Raw genomic sequence first — 18,337 nt, 5'->3', positions numbered from 1 at the left:
TCTTGCCGCAGGCCGGATAAGCGAACCGCCATCCGGCATCAAAAAGCCAGCGCAATGCTGGCTTTTTTGTTAGTTGCAGACCAGCGCCCGGCCCTGATCCAGCAGCCACGGACGTAAATAGCCGACGGTGTTGGACATCGGCAGTACCTCATCCGGCAGCCTGATTCCGATGTGCTCGGCAATGTATGCCCGACGCGCCACAATGCGCTGCCAGAGCGCGGGGTAGTCACTTGCCAGCGTATGACGCAGCGTATCATCCGCCAGCGCGACGGTATCTTCAATGCTGGCCCCGGCGTATCCCGCTCTCGACGGAATGATGTCGATTTGCAGGAGCATTCCACTTTTCAAGGTCGCGGCCGAATCCGGACCAATGGGCGAACAGAGCCACTCTTCATCCGCCACCAGATGCCCCGGATTCAGGTGCCAGTGATACTCGGCTTTTGGTAATATCCGCTCGATTACGTCGTACATCTCGCCGCCTTTCATCCCGATGTGCAGATGTTCAAGCCAGGCGACGACCGCACAGAAATAGGGTTTTGCCACCACATCGAGATAGTCTGCGACGTCGGGCGCAAGCTCCGACGCATTCGCCACGACATATGCCGCTCTGCTGGTCAACCCACCTTTGTAGCTGGTGGTGAGGGAAAATTTATCACCGCGCTGAATAACTTTATCTCCGGGATAAAGGTTAGCCCAGGCAAAGCGATCGCCCGTCGCAGCGATGGTGACGACATTATTCGGTTGGCCTTCTGCCGCCAGCAGCGATGCGATCTGTTTTTCGGTTTTACCGGGTTCGATGGCATTTAACGCCGTGAGGATCGCCGTTGAGGCCAGATTCGCACCATATTCGTAGTGCGCCAGTTCGTTGGCGTTGTTGACCGTACGCACGCCGCCGTCAGGATCGATAAAAATGCCCGTGGCATTGCGCAGCTGCGCCGTCCCCTCTCCCGCCAGGCGAATGGCATCGACAATAAAAGCGGGTAAATCAAACATCTGATGCGCATCGTCGCCCGAGCCGGTAAACAGCTTCCAGCCCGCCAGCCCAAGTTTTTTACCTGCCGTTATGCCCGCTTCCTTCAGCAGTTCCGGCAGCGGTTTTTTGTTATCCATCGGCTGATTGGGTAGCGAAAACCACGGAGCATGAATCACCCGGTTTGTGAGCCGTGCATGGGCGGCCAGCTTCAGGTTTTCATTGCCCAGCACCAGCACCGCCTCCCCCGAAGCCTGCAGCACCAATAGCGCCTCTTCAAAGCGGGGAATAAACCCGGTCAGATATTCGAAGTTACCGCCGTGCTCTTTATCCGCGTAGACAATCAGCGCGTCCAGCCCGTGCTGTTGCATCTTGCTCAGTATACTGGCTTTTCGCTGACGCAGGGTTTCGTCGCTCAACATTACGGAAGGCACGCCATGCCAGACGGCAGGCTGGGGAATGGAAGAAAGGGTGACCATCAGCATTACTCCATGTCATTGCGATTCACAATGCGAGAGTAACCAAATTTGAGATAGCTGTAATAAAAAAATCCCGGCCTTGCGACCGGGATTCCGTTATCAGATTGCTGTTGCCGTTACGGCAGGATGGACGGCTGATCCGCCCCTTCCTTTTCAACTTTCTGCTGCAGCAGATGCTCACGCTTCATGCCCAGTTTCAACGCCAGCGCGGACGCGACGTAAATAGAAGACGCTGTACCGATAGACACACCGATCAGCATGGTCAGCGAGAAGCCTTCCAGAATCGGGCCACCGAAGAGGAACAGCATCAGGATAACCATCAAGGTTGTCCCGGATGTGATCAACGTACGGTGCAGCGTTTGGGTCAGAGAAACGTTAAAGATTTCGTACGGCGTACCGCGACGGATCTTACGGAAGTTCTCACGAATACGGTCAGATACCACAATGCTGTCGTTCAGTGAGTAACCGATAACCGACATCAACGAGGCCACGATGGTCAGGTCAACCTCAATATGGAACAGAGACAACACACCCATGGTGATAACCACGTCGTGCGCCAGTGCGATAACCACACCGGCCGCCAGACGCCATTCGAAACGAAAACCAACGTACACCAGAATCGAGATCAGCGCGGCCAGCAGTGCCAGTGCACCATTCTGCGCCAGATCTGCCCCGACGCTTGGGCCGACGAATTCGATACGTTTAACCGTGGCGTCCTGGCTGGTCGCTTCGTTAATCACGTTAACGACTTTGCTGCCCAGCTCCTGGCTGCCATTGGCATCGTGAACCGGAGGCATACGCACCATGATGTCGCGGCTGCTGCCGAAGTTCTGCAGCTGCGGCTCTTCGAAGCCCGCTTTCTGCAGCGCCAGACGCATCTGGTCCATGTCAGCCGGTTTTTCCAGGGTAATTTCGATCACCGTACCACCGGTGAAATCGAGACCCCAGTTAAAACCACGGACACCGATAATGGCGATAGACACAATCAGGAGAAAACCTGAAATGCCGAAGGCCCAGTAGTCCCAGCGCATAAAGTCCCAGACTTTACGGCCATGGTTCAATTGTTCAACAGTATATTCCTGTGCCACAACGCACTCCTCAGATAGACAGCTTTTTGACGCGCTTGCCGCCATACAGCAGGTTCACGATGGCACGGGTGCCGACAATAGCGGTAAACATTGACGTTGCCACACCGATACCGGTGGTGATAGCAAAGCCTTTGATCGCGCCAGTACCCACTGCATACAGGATCAGAACCTTAATCAGTGTTGTCACGTTCGCATCGAAGATGGAGCTGAATGCGCCTTTATAGCCTTCATCGATCGCTTGTTGTACGGAGCGACCGTTGCTCAGTTCTTCTTTAATACGCTCGTTTATCAATACGTTGGCGTCAACCGCCACCGCAAGGGTTAGAACGATACCCGCGATACCCGGCATGGTCAGCGTAGCCCCTGGCAGCAGGGACATGATACCGATGATCAGCACCAGGTTTGCAATCAGCGCGGTAGTCGCAATCAGGCCAAACTTCTTATAGAAGAAGAGCATGAAGATGATTGAAACCGCCAGACCGGCCAGACAGGCTTCCAGACCCTGAGTGATGTTTTGCATACCCAGCGTTGGACCGATAGTACGCTCTTCAACAATCTGAATCGGCGCAATCAACGCACCGGCACGCAGCAGCAGAGAGAGCTGACGCGCTTCGTTCGGGTTGTTGATGCCCGTAATACGGAAGCTGTTGCCCAGGCGAGACTGGATGTTGGCGATGTTAATCACCTCTTCCTCTTTCACCAGAACCGCACGACCGTTGGCATCTTTCTTACCGCTGTCTTTGTACTCCACGAACAGAGTCGCCATCGGTTTACCGATGTTATCCTTCGTGAAGTTGGACATGATGTTACCACCCGCGCTATCAAGCGAGATGTTAACCTGCGGCTGGTTGTATTCATCCTGGTTCGAAGTGGAATCGGTGATGTGGTCACCGGTCAGAATCACGCGTTTGTACAGCACAACAGGCTGACCTTCACGTGTCTGTTTCACTTCTGAGTCACCCGGAACACGACCCGATGCCGCAGCGGATTGATCCACGTTGGTGTTCACCAGGCGGAATTCCAGGGTGGCTGTCGCACCCAAAATCTCTTTGGCGCGCGCGGTATCCTGGATACCTGGCAGCTCAACCACGATACGGTCAGCACCCTGACGCTGTACCAGTGGCTCAGCAACACCCAGCTGGTTCACACGGTTACGCAGGATATTGATGTTTTGCTGAACCGCGTATTCGCGCGCTTCGCTCAGACGCGTATCGGTCATGACGGCACGCAGCTGATTGCTACCCTGGCGTGAAATAACCAGATCGCGATGACGTGCAGCCAGATAATCGACCGCCTGATCGCGAGCCGTTGCGTCACGGAAGGTGATGCTCAGACCGTAGTTATCTTCCTTACGCACAGTGGTGTAAGGAATGCTTTTTTCACGCAGATCGCTGCGCAGGCTATCAATGTTCTGTTCCTGCAGCTTGCCGAGCGCGGTATCCATATCCACTTCCATCAGGAAGTGAACGCCGCCACGCAGATCAAGACCGAGTTTCATCGGCTCTGCATTGATGGAGGCTAACCAACGCGGGGTTGCAGGAGCAAGGTTTAACGCCACGACATATTTGTCACCCAGCACGCCCATCAGCGCTTCACGTGCGCGGAGCTGCGTGTCGGTGGTGTCGAAGCGAGCAAGAATTGCGCCCTCTTCCAGTGCCACAGACTTAGCGGTAATTTTTTCTTCTTGTAACGTTTTCTGGACCTGGATCAGCGTTTGCTCACTGGCGGCGACACCGCGCGCGCCAGTGATTTGAACGGCCGGATCCTCACCATACAGGTTGGGAAGTGCGTACAGCAGGCCGACGATAATCACGACGACCAGCATGATGTACTTCCACAAAGGATAACGGTTTAACACGGCAGTTCCCTTTGGGAAAAGTTGGATTACAGCGCCTTCATCGTGCCTTTCGGCAGTACGGCAGCAACGAAGTCACGTTTGATAACCACTTCAGTGGTGTCGTTCAGTGCGATAGAGATGTAGCCAGTTTCAGCCACTTTCGTCACACGACCCACCAGACCGCCATTGGTCAGCACTTCATCGCCTTTTGCGATAGAGTTCATCAGGTTTTTGTGTTCTTTGGTACGTTTCTGCTGTGGGCGCAGGATCATGAAGTAGAAGATCAGACCAAACACCACCAGCATCAGAATCAGAGACATCGGGCTGCCCTGCGACGGAGCGCCTGTTGCTGCTACCGCATCAGAAATAAAAAAGCTCATTCAAATTCCCTCATTATTAAATTAGTCAACGTTCAAAGGTGGAACATCACGACCCTGGCGTTGGTAAAAATCAGTCACGAAGCTCTCTAATTTACCCTCTTCGATAGCCTTACGTAAACCAGCCATTAAACGCTGATAATAACGAAGGTTATGAATGGTATTGAGACGCGCGCCTAAAATCTCATTGCAACGATCAAGATGATACAAATATGCGCGAGAATAGTGACGACAGGTATAACAATCACACTCAGCATCCAGCGTGCTGGTGTCATTTTTATGCTTCGCGTTACGGATTTTCACCACACCGTCAGTAACAAACAGGTGTCCGTTACGCGCGTTGCGGGTTGGCATGACGCAGTCGAACATATCGATGCCGCGGCGCACACCTTCAACCAGATCTTCTGGTTTACCCACGCCCATCAGGTATCGCGGTTTATCCGCAGGGATTTGCGGGCAAACATGCTCCAGAATACGGTGCATGTCTTCCTTCGGCTCACCCACAGCCAAACCGCCGACAGCGTAGCCATCAAAACCTATCTCTACCAGACCTTTAACAGAGATATCGCGTAAATCTTCGTAAACGCTGCCCTGAATAATCCCGAACAGCGCATTTTTGTTTTCCAGCCCGTCAAAACGGTCACGGCTACGCTTCGCCCAACGCAGAGACATCTCCATTGAACGCTTCGCGTAATCCCAGTCTGCAGGATATGGCGTGCATTCGTCGAAGATCATCACGATGTCAGAGCCGAGATCGTACTGAATTTCCATGGATTTTTCAGGATCGAGGAAGATCGGATCGCCGTTAATAGGGTTACGGAAGTGTACGCCTTGTTCGGTGATTTTACGGATATCACCCAAGCTGAACACCTGGAAACCGCCGGAGTCGGTCAGGATTGGACCTTTCCACTGCATGAAATCATGCAGATCGCCGTGCAGTTTCATCACTTCCTGGCCTGGGCGCAGCCACAGGTGGAAGGTGTTACCGAGGATAATCTGTGCGCCGGTCGCTTCAACTTCTTCCGGCGTCATCCCTTTTACGGTGCCGTAGGTGCCCACAGGCATAAAGGCTGGCGTTTCAACCACGCCGCGATCAAACACCAGGCGGCCACGGCGCGCGCGTCCGTCGGTGGTATCGAGTTCAAATTTCATTTTTTCTCCAGCGTCAGAAAAACAGTCCGACGTTTTCATACGGTGTCGCGGAATCAGTCCCCGACACGCTCATTCAAAGCCTGCGGATTGTACGTGATAAACATCGCGTCCCCGTAGCTAAAAAAGCGATAATTTTGTTCTACCGCAGCCTTATAGGCGTTCATTGTATGCTGATAACCGGCAAACGCCGACACCAGCATAATCAAAGTCGATTCAGGCAGATGGAAGTTCGTCACCAGCGCATCGATCACTTTGTATTGGTAGCCTGGGTAAATAAAGATTTGCGTGTCGCCAAAGAATGGCTCAATCAGGTCGGTTTTAGCCGCCTGCGCCGCGCTTTCCAGCGAACGAACGGAGGTCGTGCCGACTGCAATCACGCGGTTGTTGCGCGCTTTGGCGGCGAGCACTGCATCAACCACCTCTTGCGGCACTTCCGCGTATTCGGAGTGCATGATGTGGTCTTCGATAGAATCCACGCGCACCGGCTGGAACGTCCCCGCGCCGACGTGCAGCGTGACAAACGCCATCTCGATGCCTTTCTCGCGCAGTTTTTCCAGCAGCGGTTCATCAAAATGCAAACCGGCAGTCGGTGCAGCAACGGCGCCGGGTTTTTCGCTGTAGACCGTCTGGTACAGCTCGCGGTCGGCGTCTTCGTCCGGGCGGTCGATGTACGGCGGCAGCGGCATGTGGCCGATGGCGTTCAGAATATCCAGCACCGGGCGTTCGTCGTTAAACTCGACTTCAAACAGCGCGCCGTGACGGGCCGTCATGGTGGCGTTGATGCTTTCGTCATCACCCAGCAGCAGCTCAGCGCCCGGCTTCGGCGCTTTGGAGGCGCGAATATGTGCCAGAATACGTTTGTCATCGAGCATTCGTTCGACCAGCACTTCAATCTTGCCACCGCTGGCTTTACGGCCAAACAGACGCGCCGGGATCACGCGGGTATTGTTAAAGACCAGTAGATCGCCAGGGTTGAGCTTATCGAGCAGATCGGTGAAAGTACCGTGCGTCAGCGCGCCCGTTGGCCCGTCCAGCGAAAGCAAGCGGCAACCACTGCGCTCCGGCTGCGGATAGTGGGCAATCAGGGATTCAGGTAATTCAAAGGAGAAATCGGCGACGCGCATGACTTATACTCGTGACTTAAAAACAGGCGGCTTAGTCTAGTGCTCACACCTCTTTGCTGCAACAACTAGCCGTATCCGGATACCAAAACGCATGAATTTTCTCGCACACCTGCACCTCGCCCACCTCGCCGACAGCTCACTTTCGGGCAATTTGCTGGCCGATTTTGTTCGCGGCAACCCGGCAGACGACTATTCCGAGGAGGTGGTGGAGGGTATTTTCATGCATCGTCGCATCGATGTGTTGACCGATAACCTGCCGGAAGTGACAGAAGCGAAGGCGTGGTTTCGCCCTGAAACCCGCCGCGTGGCGCCGATTACGCTGGATGTGATGTGGGATCACTTTCTCTCGCGCCACTGGTCACAACTCTCACCCGAGCTGCCGCTGCCGGAATTTGTTCGCTATGCCCATTCGCAGGTGGCGCTCATTCTCCCGGACTCGCCGCCGCGCTTTGTCAATCTGAACGACTATCTGTGGTCCGAACGCTGGCTTGAGCGTTACAGCGAGATGGAATTTATTCAGCGCGTGCTTAACGGCATGGCAAGCCGCCGTCCGCGGCTGGATGCCCTGCGCGACTCCTGGCAGGATCTGGACACCCATTACGACGCGCTGGAGACCCGTTTCTGGCAGTTCTATCCGCGCATGATGGCGCAGGCGAAAAACAAACAACTTTAATAGAAGTGTGATTGATAGGTAAAAACTGGCTGAACGATTGTCAGCGCCTCTTTGTCTTAATGCTGAACACTCTCTATACTGGCCCGCGTTGCGTTCCAAATAACCTTAGTTACTACAGGAGAATCACATGGTTCTGGTCACTCGTCCGGCTCCGGATTTTACAGCTGCAGCCGTTCTCGGCAACGGTGAAATCGTTGAAAACTTCAATTTCAAACAGCACACCAACGGTAAACCTACCGTTCTGTTCTTCTGGCCAATGGACTTCACTTTTGTTTGCCCGTCTGAACTGATCGCATTCGACAAACGTTACGAAGAGTTCCAGAAACGTGGCGTTGAAGTTGTGGGTGTTTCCTTCGACTCCGAATTTGTACACAACGCATGGCGTAACACCCCTGTCGACAAAGGCGGCATCGGTGCAGTGAAATACGCAATGGTTGCGGACATCAAACGCGAAATCCAGCAGGCTTACGGTATCGAACATCCGGACGCTGGCGTTGCACTGCGCGGCTCCTTCCTGATCGACGCGAACGGCATCGTGCGTCACCAGGTGGTGAACGATCTGCCACTGGGTCGTAACATCGACGAAATGCTGCGTATGGTTGACGCGCTGCAGTTCCACGAAGAGCACGGCGAAGTGTGCCCGGCTCAGTGGGAAAAAGGTAAAGAAGGCATGAACGCGTCTCCAGACGGCGTGGCTAAATACCTGACTGAAAACGTCTCCAGCCTGTAATCGGCACGGATGATAAAAAAGGCTCGCTTAGGCGAGCCTTTTTGTTTTCTCTTAACCCTGTTCCGGGAGTGAGCTTCGCCCTACCCGGCCTCATCATCAGGTTAAAACGCGAAACACGAGCAGCCCAGCACGCCCCAGAAAGCCTGGTCATCCGATACCGGAATGCCCGACTGGCGTGCAATACCGTGCTGGTGCCCATGGACTCCGCAGCTGCCGATGCACTGATGCATCTGCACAACGGCTCCGACATTTGAGGCCACTGGCGGCGCTGAGCGATAATGCCCCGGCACTTTCACCACCGGCGACCACTCCGGCAGAACCGGGATCGGCGGCGGCGACAGCGGACTAAACTGTCCGGCGGCGTACACCACTTTGCCATCCACTACCGTCAGCACCGACTCGATGCCTTTGATCTCCTCTTCCGGCACGCTGAAGTAGTCTTTTGATAGCACCACCAGATCCGCAAGCTGCCCTGCCACGATGCGGCCTTTCTTGCCCTGCTCGCTGGAGAACCACGCGCTGCCTGCCGTCCACAATTCCAATGCGATATCACGCGGCAGTCGGTTACTGTCGTCATACATCGACAGCCCGCCCACGGTGCGACCGGAGACCAGCCAGTACAGTGCCGTCCACGGGTTGTAGCTCGCCACACGGGTAGCGTCGGTGCCTAAGCCCACGGGCACGTCCAGCTCCAGCATTTTCGCGACCGGCGGCGTGTGTTTCACCGCCTCTTTGCCGTAACGATCGACAAAATACTCGCCCTGGAACGCCATGCGATGCTGCACCGCAATCCCGCCGCCCAGCGCTTTTACGCGCTCAATGTTACGCTCAGTGATGGTTTCCGCGTGATCGAAGAACCAGTGCAGGCCGTTAAACGGTATGTCGCGGTTCACCTTTTCGAACACGTCCAACATCCGGCTGATAGATTCGTCATAGGTAGCGTGAAGACGGAACGGCCAGCGCTGCTCCACCAGATGACGCACCACGCGCTCCAGCTCGTCTTCCATCCCCTCAGGCAGATCCGGGCGCGGCTGCAGGAAATCTTCAAAGTCCGCCGCCGAGAAGACCAGCATTTCCCCCGCCCCGTTGGCGCGATAGAAATCGGTGCCCTGCCCAGGTTTGAGCATATCGGTCCAGCGTTCGAAATCTTCCAGCTCCTGCTTTGGCCGCTGGGTAAAGAGGTTATAGGCGATGCGAATCGTCATCTGCTCTTTGGCGTGCAGCTCTTCGACGATTTCGTAATCTTCCGGGTAATTCTGGAAGCCGCCGCCCGCATCAATCGCGCTGGTTAACCCTAAGCGGTTAAGCTCACGCATAAACTGGCGCGTCGAGTTCACCTGCTGTTCCAGCGGCAGTTTTGGCCCTTTCGCCAGCGTGGAATAGAGGATCATCGCGTTCGGTTTGGCGATCAGCATCCCGGTAGGGTTGCCGTTATTATCACGGACGATTTCACCGCCCGGCGGGTTTGGCGTCTCTTTGGTGTAGCCGACGGCTTTCAGCGCCGCGCGATTGAGCAGCGCGCGATCATAGAGATGCAGCACAAACACCGGTGTATCCGGCGCCGCGTCGTTCAGCTCCTGGATCGTCGGCATTCGCCGTTCGGCAAACTGAAATTCGCTCCAGCCGCCGACCACGCGCACCCACTGGGGCGTTGGGGTGCGATCGGCCTGCTCTTTCAGCATCCGCAGGGCATCGGCCAGCGACGGCACGCCTTCCCATCGCAGCTCAAGGTTGTAGTTCAGTCCGCCGCGAATCAGGTGCAGGTGCGAATCGTTGAGACCGGGGATCACCGTGCTCCCTTTCAGATCGACTATTTGCGTCCCTTCGGTGGCGTAACTCATCACCCGGTCGTGGTTGCCGGTGGCGAGGATTTTGCCGTTGGCAATGGCCACCGCCTCAGCGAGCGGATTTTCACGATCAAGGGTATGGATCTGACCTTTGGTTAAGATCAGTGTGGCCGTTTGAGACATAACGTACTCCTTTGAGCCGAATCAGGCTTTTTTCAGCCATCCGGCGAACAGGCGGGTCACGATGGGCATCCACAACCAGACCACCAGCGCGACCACACAAGCATCGTTAAGCAAATGCAGGAATAAAGACCCTTTCAGGCCTGGAAGCAGCGCGCCGGTCAATTGCGGTACGACGAGCGTGCTGGGGAAAATCACCATCAGCGTCATCAGAAACTGTTTCCACTGTTTCGGCTTGCGCACATGCGTCTCCGGCGGCGTAAACCAGAACGCGGCCTCGGTGCGCACTTCCGTTTTGTCCCCTTCGGCCAGCAGCGGTTCAATCTCTTTGACCAGCACTGAACGGGTATCGGACTGCGTCCAGGCATAGAGGTGTTCGAGGGTGTCGAAGCGGATAATGACCGTCCACAGATCTTGCCCCTCCGTCGGGCGAATCACGTTCGCGCCGAGGTGTCCGGGAAATTCTGCGGCCACGGGCATGATTTTGCCCAGCCACTGTTCGTAACGCGCCGCCTGTCCGGCCAGCAGGGTATGGGTGATCACCAGCGTCACATGTGAATTTTGCGCCATGAGAGTATCCAGGTCTGATGAAAATGGCGGGTTCAATCAACCCGCCGGGAGGGATTTACGCTTTACGCTCAGGCGCGCCGTGAACCAGGGTATAGGCATAATCGACGCCCATCCCGTACGCTCCGCTGTGCTCACGCACCAGATCCATTACCGCGTCGTAAGTCTCTTTGCGAGACCAGTCGCGCTGGTACTCCAGCAGTACCTGCTGCCAGGTCACCGGAACGGCACCGGCCTGCACCATACGGTCGATAGCACGTTCATGGGCATCGACAGAAGTGCCGCCTGAGGTGTCGGTTACGACGTAGACTTCGAAGCCCTCATCCAGCGCCATCAGCGCCGGGAAAGTCAGGCACACTTCGGTCCACAGGGCCGAGATGATGAGTTTTTTGCGGCCCGTTGCTTTGACTGCCGCAACAAACGCATCATCTTCCCAGGAGTTCATCGAGGTGCGTTCAATCGGTTTCACATCCGGGTGAACAGCCAGTAATTCCGGCCAGATATAACCGCTAAAACTTTTAGTTTCGACCGAGGTGTAGATAACCGGCACATCAAATATTTTGCCTGCTTTCGCCAGTGCAACCGTATTATTTTTGAGGAGTTGGCGGTCAATATTCGCCACGCCAAACGACATTTGCGGCTGGTGATCAATAAAAATAAGCGTGGAGTTTGATGGGTCAATCAGTTCGCGGATAGACATAAATGTACCTTTTAATCAATACGTTAAAAGAAAACTAAATGTGTGCGATATGTGGTCGGGCCCTGACTGATAAAGCAAATTGAGTATAGCGAGAATAGATTGGCGGGATAGTAAAGATATTTGTCCGCTCTGTTTAATTTAACCGAACGACTTTGGGGAATATTCTGCAACGGGCAGCGTATGCCCGTTGCAGAAAGGGGCTAATTACCGAACCAGACCGTGGCCGAAATGGCAGGCAGAGACAATACGCCCTCCTGGATATCCCCTTTGCCCTCTTTAAGTTGCCAGGTCTGGAGATTGAGCAACGGAGAGTCGTCCAGCACCACCTCACAGGCCTCCCCGCGGTTAATCGCCACCAGCACGCGCTGCTGGTTATAGACGCGGGCAAACACCACCACGTTGTCGTGGGCATAGACCACCTGACAGCCGCCGTAGCGCAGCGCCTGACTGTGTTTACGCAGTTTCGCCAGCCGCTGATAGAGTGCCAGCAGGTTTTTGTCCTGTTTCTCACTCTCCCACGGGAAGGTTTTGCGACAGAACGGATCGTTGTTGCCATCCAGCCCCACTTCATCGCCGTAGTAGATGCACGGCACGCCCGGCCAGGTAAAGAGCCAGGTGACCGCCAGCGGCAGGCGCGCCACATCTTTACCTAACAGGGATTTAAAGCGCGCGGTATCGTGGCTGTCGAGCTGATTGAACATCCGCAACTGCTGCTGATGGGACAGACTTGCGCGATAGTTATTCATCCACGCCATACAGGTCTGGGCATCGATGTGCTGCGGATCGTACGAGATATCGGTATTGGCGAGGAATCCCCATACCGGGAAGGTAAATCCACGGTAGTTCATCGCCGCGTCTTCCGCATCGGCCTGTAGCCACTGGCGCGCATCGCCAAAATGCTCGCCAAACACAAAAGCTTCAGGCTGCGCGGCCTTGGCCGCCTGGGTAATGCCGGTTACGTGCTGAAGATTGTTCCGCGCGCCGCCCGCTTCACCAAGCATATGCACCACGTCCAGACGCCAGCCGTCCATGTTCCACGGCGCTTTCAGCCAGTGGCGCACGATGCTGTCTTCGCCGCCGTAGATTTCGTCAACCAGCGTCGGGGACTGAAAATCGAGTTTCGGCAGGCTCGGATAGCCCAGCCAGTCGAGCGCTCGCCCCTCTTCGTTAAAACTGTACCAGTCGCGCTGGGCAGATTCCGGATTGTGACAGGCGCCGCCCGTGGCGCGATTGTGGCGGTCAAACCAGGCGTGGGAATCCCCGCTGTGGTTAAACACGCCGTCGAGAATCAGGCGCATCCCTTCACGGTGCGTGTTCTCCCGCAGGCGCAGCAGCGCCTCGTCGCCGCCAAACTGCTCGTCGACGTGGCGATAATCTTCCGTATCGTATTTATGCACGCTCGGGGCTTTAAACACCGGATTGAGGTAGAGCGCCGTCACCCCCAGTTTTTTCAGGTACGGCAGTTTTTCACTGATCCCGTCCAGATCGCCGCCGTAAAACGTCGATCCGCCGGCCTGCGCCGTCAGCGGTTCATCCCAGGTTCTACGGATAATGTCGTGGCCCGCCGCATGGTGGAAATAGACCTGATCCTGATCGGCCGTGCGCTGCTGGCTGCGGGCAAAGCGGTCAGGGAAGATCTGGTAGAAGACCTGGTCGTACACCCACTGCGGGCCGTTGTCCGGGTAATCGACGGCAAACTGCTCCAGCCGTGCGGGTGGGAAACGGCTAAAGCCCTGCGGAGTAAACCACAGCTGGCGGTTGTTCCACAGCAGCTTAAAGCTGTAGCGACGGCGCGGCTGGCCCTGGGACAGATCAATGGTGGCTCGCCAGGCGGTGACGCCCGGCTGCGGCTGCGTGCGCTGTTTATGCATAGTCAGCGCCGTCTCTTCGTTATCCACTTCGGCGCGCAGCATGACGCGCTCCGGCTGATTTTCTCCCGTCAGCCACAGCGTAATCACTAAGTTGTCTTTGTTTTGCTTAACAAATGGGGCAACCGGAAGGTGCCAGGCGTTCAACATCACGTATCCCCTTTGATGAAATTGAGGCCACCTTGCCACAGCGTAGTGGAGGATAACTCATCATGAAAAGGTTTATTGGGGGAGGAGGTGGAGGGAGGAGGCGTTTTATCGCGAAAAGCATGTTTGCCGGGTAAGCAGAGCGCCACCCGGCATTTTTATGTTACTGCGCTTCGGCCAGTTGACGCTCGCGGCGGCGTTTAAACGCCCATCCCACCAGCAGCAGAACAATCCACGCAAAGCCCACGTACAGGGAGATGCGGGTGTCAGGGTGATAGCCAATTAGCCCGATGATAAAGACCAGGAAAATCAGGCCAACGACCGTGGTCGCGACGCCGCCCGGCACTTTAAATTTCAGCGCTTTCACCTCTTCCGGCGGCAGACGGCGGCGGAACGCAATCTGCGAAATCAGAATCATGATCCACACCCAGACCGTCGCAAAGGTCGCCAGGGACGCAATCACCAGGAAGACGTTTTCCGGCATGATGTAGTTCAGATAGACCGAGAGCAGCAGCGCGACAGTCATCACCATCACCGTGACCCACGGCGTACCGCGACGAGAGGTTTTCGCAAACACTTTCGGCGCGTTGCCCTGCTCTACCATGCCGTGCAGCATACGCCCTACGCCGAAAACGTCGCTGTTAATGGCGGAGAACGACGCCGTGAGCACGACAAAGTTCAGGATACTGGCGGCAAACGCGATGCCCAGGTGCTGGAAGGTCAGCACAAACGGACTGCCGTTGGTCCCGACCTGATTCCATGGATAGATGGACATAATCACGAACAGCGTGCCCACGTAGAACACCAGGATACGCATTGGCACCGAGTTGATGGCGCGCGGAATGGATTTCTCCGGGTCTTTGGCTTCACCCGCAGTGATACCGATAATTTCGATACCGCCATAGGCAAACATCACCATCTGCAGCGACATCACCATCCCCAGCCAGCCGTTGCTGAAGAACCCGCCGTTACTCCAGAGGTTATGGATGCCGGTCGGTTGCCCGCCGTTGCCAATCCCCCAGATGATGATGCCAAAGCCCGCCACAATCATGATGATAATCGTCGCCACTTTGAAGAAGGAGAACCAGAACTCCAGCTCACCGAAGACCTTCACGCTCATCAGGTTGATGGCGCAGATGATCAGCACCACACTTAGCACCCAGATCCAGTGCGGCACCAGCGGGAACCAGACGCCCATATAGATGCCGAACGCCGTCACGTCGGCTATCGCCACGATCAGGATTTCGAAACAGTAGGTCCAGCCGGTAATGTAGCCCGCCAGCGGGCCGAGGTTTTCCTGGGCATAGCGCGAGAAAGAGCTGGCTGACGGATTGTGTACCGACATTTCACCCAGCGCACGCATGATGATATAGGCCGCGACGCCGCCGATAATGTACGCCAGCAGCACGCTGGGTCCGGCCATTTTGATGGCATCTGCCGAGCCATAAAAAAGGCCTGTCCCGATTGCCGAGCCAAGCGCCATGAAACGAATGTGGCGGGTACTTAGCCCACGTTTGAGTTTGTTCGTGCTTTCCATTTAAATCTTGCCATTCAACTCGAAAAAAACAAAAAACCACGGGGCCATAAGCCCCGTGGTTAAACAATTTGTCGTTGATTAATGCGCGCTGGAAGTCACCTGACGCCCTGCTGCACGGTCCCAGATAATAGCCAGAACCAGTGCGACAACGGTCGGCATTAACCAGGCCAGGCCTTGCTCTGACAGCGGCAGACGCTGTGTCCAGGCTGGCAGGATCCCACCGAATGCGGATGCTTTAATCCCGTCAAGGATACCAAAAAGCAGGCTGATAAACATCGTTGGGGCAATAATTCGCGAGGAATTGTTCCACCAGGGACGGGTAAAGCTCAGCACCACCAGCACGATACACGGCGGATAAATCGCGGTCAGCACAGGAATGGAGACCTGAATCAGGTGGCTCAGACCAAGGTTAGAAACCGCCATTGAGAAGCCGCCAAGGATGAACACCAGCGTGCGATAGGACAGCGGAATATACTGGGCGAAGAACTCTGCACAGGCGCAGGTCAGGCCAACAGCCGTCACCAGACAGGCCAGGAAAATCAGTACCGCCAGCAGGAAGCTCCCCGCTCCGCCGAAGGTGTGCTGAACGTAGGCATGGAGGATCGCCGCGCCGTTCGCGTTTTGATCGACCAGCGTCGCGCTATCAGAGCCCAGACGGAACAGCGCCAGATACAGCAGCGTCAAACCGACGCCCGCCATCAGGCCAGCCCAGATGGTGTAGCGGGTCAGCAGACGCGCTTCGGTCACACCGCGAGAGCGCGCGGCGTTAACGATGACGATACCAAAGACCATCGCGCCCATGGTGTCCATGGTCAGATAGCCGTTCACAAAGCCGTTCGAGAAGGCCGCCGTTTTGTAGGCGTCCAGCGACTCGCTGATCGGGCCTGCTGGCCACATGATGGCTGCAACGGCCAGCACGATCAGCGCAAGAATTTTCATTGGCGCGAGGAAGTTACCCACGGTATCCAGCAGTTTGCCCGGATAGAGGGAGACCAGAATCACCAGCGCGAAGTAGACCAGGCTGTAAATCAGCAGCGGCAGCGCGCCGTCACCGGTCAGGGGAGCAATCCCCACTTCGAAGGAGACCGTTGCAGTACGCGGGGTCGCAAACAGTGGACCCACCGCCAGATAGCACACGGTTGCCAGCAGAACGCCCGCCACTTTACCGATCGGGGTGCTGAGGCTGTCCACGCCGCCGCCGACTTTCGCCAGCGCGATCACGGTCAGAACCGGAAGACCGACCGCAGTAATCAGGAAGCCAATCGCCGCTGTCCAGACGTGTTCACCCGCCTGCAGGCCAACCATAGGAGGAAAAATGATGTTACCTGCGCCGACGAACAGCGCAAAAGTCATAAAGCCCAGCGCGATGATGTCACGCGATTTTAAATGATGGGTCATAGAACCTTACTGCCTGTGGATGTGGTGTTGAAAACGTTGAGATTTTCGCCATCCCAAAGGGGACGATACAGCGGAAAATTTACTCAATTTCAGCGGGATATGCTCCCGTCATGCCGTGGCGAAGAATAGTTTTTCGATTTACCACGTAAATACAGTCGGTATGACAGTATATGGGGCGCAATTTAAACGCTTATAACGTTTAAAGGCAAGGAGGGATCTGAAAACCAGAACAATATGCCAGCATGAAAATTCAGACCAGAACAATCCTCTAAGGTTAAGAAAAACTCATGGCTAATCATGCGAACAAAAAAGCAACATCCGTATAAAATTCATTCACGTTTCGCTTGACTGCAAAGCAAACAGGCCAGCATAAGCTGGCCTGTGGAAAGGAGGGCTGACACACACGTTGTCAGGCACTTTTTTTGGCAATTAAACGTTCCGGGATAACAAAACTGAAGCGCGTGCCTTTGCCCGGCGTACTCTGAATATCAAGGCGGCTGTCGTGGTGATTCACGGCGTGCTTAACAATCGCCAGCCCCAGCCCGCTGCCGCCTGTCTGCCGCGAACGCGCTTTATCCACGCGATAGAAACGCTCGGTCAGACGCGGAATATGCTCCGGTCCAATCCCCGGCCCGTTATCCTCGACGCTAAACTCCGCCCCCGTCGGGACGCGCTGCCAGCGCACAATAATCTGCGTGCCCTCTGGCGTATGGTTCACCGCGTTATAGACCAGGTTTGAAATCGCGCTGCGCAGTTCGTCCTCGCTGCCGAGCACCTTCAGACTGCTGTCCAGCTCAAAAGTGAACTGATGCCTTTTGTGGCTCAGGGTCTGGGCTTCCCGCTCAACCACCCGCAGCATCATCGGCACGTCGATGGTTTCATTCATCGCCAGCGTCGGTGCCGCTTCAATTTTTGACAGGGTAAGCAGCTGCTTCACCAGCCCTTCCATACGATGCGTTTGCTCGCGCATGGTGTGAAGCGCTTTCTCTCGCGGCGCCCCCTCCAGCGTCTGCTCCTGCATCATCTCCAGATACCCCTGCAGCACCGTCAACGGCGTGCGCAGCTCGTGGCTGACGTTGGCAAAGAAATTACGCCGCGCCCCTTCGAGCTGGTGCATCTGGGTCACATCGCGCGCCACCATCAGCCACTGCTGATCGCTGTAGGGCATCACGCGAAACTCAAGGTGACGGCCATTGTTCAGCACCAGATTATGCGGGCGGGTAAAGTCGCGTTTTTTCAGATAAAGGGTGAATTCAGGATAACGCAGGAGGTTAAGGATATTCTGGCCGTTATCGTCCGGCCAGCGCAGCCCCAGCAGCTGTTGTGCCAGGCCATTACACCAGAACATCGTCCCTTCTTCGGTGGTCAGAATCACCGCATCCGGCAGCGATTCGGCACCGCTGCGAAAGCGCTTGATCAGGCTTCCAAGCTCACGACGGCGCTTTTTATTTCGCATCTGCATCTGATGCAAGCCGTAAAGCAACGGCTCCCAGCTGCCGCTGCCGGGCGGTGGCGTCATGCTGCGATCGACCCACAGCCACCAGGAGAGACGCAGTAAATTCCAGAAATGCCAGACCAGCAGGCCGGTCACTGCCGCCAGTAAAAACCACGGCAGATAACCAAAAATCGCCCCCAGAATGGCGGCGGGAATACAACATAAGATCAGTTCAAAAACGAGCCTTTTCCATGACAGACGTTCCAGCACGCGTCACACTCCTGTCAT

Annotated in this window: 15 protein-coding genes; 2 read left to right on the top strand and 13 right to left on the bottom strand. The window is 55.7% G+C overall.

All coding sequences use genetic code 11. From position 1 onward, the window contains the following. Positions 1–69: 69 nt before the first annotated feature. The 6 genes from ACB496_RS04845 to queA form a co-directional block, all read right to left on the bottom strand. Positions 70–1,455, bottom strand: a complete 1,386-nt coding sequence (locus ACB496_RS04845; RefSeq protein ID WP_371974587.1) for a M24 family metallopeptidase — start codon at positions 1,453–1,455, stop codon at positions 70–72. Between the two features lie 110 nt (positions 1,456–1,565). After that, on the bottom strand, positions 1,566–2,537 hold the full coding sequence (gene secF, locus ACB496_RS04840) for a protein translocase subunit SecF (protein WP_100777430.1): 972 nt from the start codon (positions 2,535–2,537) through the stop codon (positions 1,566–1,568). Positions 2,538–2,547: 10 nt separating this feature from the next. Continuing rightward, positions 2,548–4,395 (bottom strand): protein translocase subunit SecD, encoded by a 1,848-nt coding sequence (gene secD / locus ACB496_RS04835; protein ID WP_100777431.1) that lies wholly within the window; start codon positions 4,393–4,395, stop codon positions 2,548–2,550. A 26-nt stretch (positions 4,396–4,421) separates the two neighbouring features. Next, positions 4,422–4,754 (bottom strand): preprotein translocase subunit YajC, encoded by a 333-nt coding sequence (gene yajC / locus ACB496_RS04830; RefSeq protein ID WP_064325012.1) that lies wholly within the window; start codon positions 4,752–4,754, stop codon positions 4,422–4,424. Between the two features lie 21 nt (positions 4,755–4,775). Continuing rightward, positions 4,776–5,903 carry a tRNA guanosine(34) transglycosylase Tgt gene (tgt, locus tag ACB496_RS04825; protein WP_100777432.1) on the bottom strand — a complete coding sequence of 376 codons (1,128 nt, stop codon included), beginning with the start codon at positions 5,901–5,903 and terminating at the stop codon, positions 4,776–4,778. Positions 5,904–5,956: 53 nt separating this feature from the next. Further along, the gene (gene queA, locus ACB496_RS04820) at positions 5,957–7,027 is read right to left on the bottom strand and encodes a tRNA preQ1(34) S-adenosylmethionine ribosyltransferase-isomerase QueA (protein WP_123429390.1); all 1,071 of its coding nucleotides are present in this window, start codon (positions 7,025–7,027) and stop codon (positions 5,957–5,959) included. 91 nt (positions 7,028–7,118) lie between these two features. On the opposite strand from queA, the gene acpH reads away from it, so the two are divergent. Together acpH and ACB496_RS04810 are read left to right on the top strand one after the other, a co-directional pair. Further along, the gene (acpH, locus tag ACB496_RS04815; protein WP_100777434.1) at positions 7,119–7,700 is read left to right on the top strand and encodes an ACP phosphodiesterase; all 582 of its coding nucleotides are present in this window, start codon (positions 7,119–7,121) and stop codon (positions 7,698–7,700) included. A gap of 127 nt (positions 7,701–7,827) precedes the next feature. Beyond that, positions 7,828–8,430: a peroxiredoxin gene (locus ACB496_RS04810; RefSeq protein WP_100777435.1), complete on the top strand. Its 603-nt coding sequence runs from the start codon at positions 7,828–7,830 to the stop codon at positions 8,428–8,430. Positions 8,431–8,531: 101 nt separating this feature from the next. Here ACB496_RS04810 and ACB496_RS04805 read toward each other — a convergent pair whose 3' ends face one another. From ACB496_RS04805 to phoR, 7 genes are all read right to left on the bottom strand, one after another. Continuing rightward, positions 8,532–10,400, bottom strand: a complete 1,869-nt coding sequence (locus ACB496_RS04805; protein ID WP_371974586.1) for an amidohydrolase — start codon at positions 10,398–10,400, stop codon at positions 8,532–8,534. A gap of 21 nt (positions 10,401–10,421) precedes the next feature. Next, on the bottom strand, positions 10,422–10,967 hold the full coding sequence (locus ACB496_RS04800) for an antibiotic biosynthesis monooxygenase (RefSeq protein WP_100777437.1): 546 nt from the start codon (positions 10,965–10,967) through the stop codon (positions 10,422–10,424). A gap of 55 nt (positions 10,968–11,022) precedes the next feature. Then, the gene (locus tag ACB496_RS04795) at positions 11,023–11,664 is read right to left on the bottom strand and encodes a hydrolase (RefSeq protein WP_100777438.1); all 642 of its coding nucleotides are present in this window, start codon (positions 11,662–11,664) and stop codon (positions 11,023–11,025) included. A 200-nt stretch (positions 11,665–11,864) separates the two neighbouring features. Then, positions 11,865–13,682, bottom strand: coding sequence for a maltodextrin glucosidase (malZ, locus tag ACB496_RS04790; protein WP_371974585.1), 1,818 nt, complete (start codon positions 13,680–13,682; stop codon positions 11,865–11,867). A gap of 160 nt (positions 13,683–13,842) precedes the next feature. Beyond that, positions 13,843–15,216 (bottom strand): proline-specific permease ProY, encoded by a 1,374-nt coding sequence (gene proY, locus ACB496_RS04785; RefSeq protein ID WP_100777440.1) that lies wholly within the window; start codon positions 15,214–15,216, stop codon positions 13,843–13,845. A gap of 78 nt (positions 15,217–15,294) precedes the next feature. Further along, positions 15,295–16,614, bottom strand: coding sequence for a branched-chain amino acid transporter carrier protein BrnQ (brnQ, locus tag ACB496_RS04780; protein WP_100777441.1), 1,320 nt, complete (start codon positions 16,612–16,614; stop codon positions 15,295–15,297). A 409-nt stretch (positions 16,615–17,023) separates the two neighbouring features. Next, a complete protein-coding gene (gene phoR, locus ACB496_RS04775; protein WP_102104313.1) occupies positions 17,024–18,319 on the bottom strand; it encodes a phosphate regulon sensor histidine kinase PhoR in 1,296 nt (431 codons plus the stop codon). Positions 18,320–18,337: the final 18 nt, after the last annotated feature.

It is taken from the genome of Lelliottia nimipressuralis, assembly GCF_041464075.1.
Lineage (GTDB): Bacteria > Pseudomonadota > Gammaproteobacteria > Enterobacterales > Enterobacteriaceae > Enterobacter > Enterobacter nimipressuralis.
The sequence above is the reverse complement of the archived record's forward strand: the minus strand, read 5'-3'. Positions and strand labels throughout refer to the sequence as shown.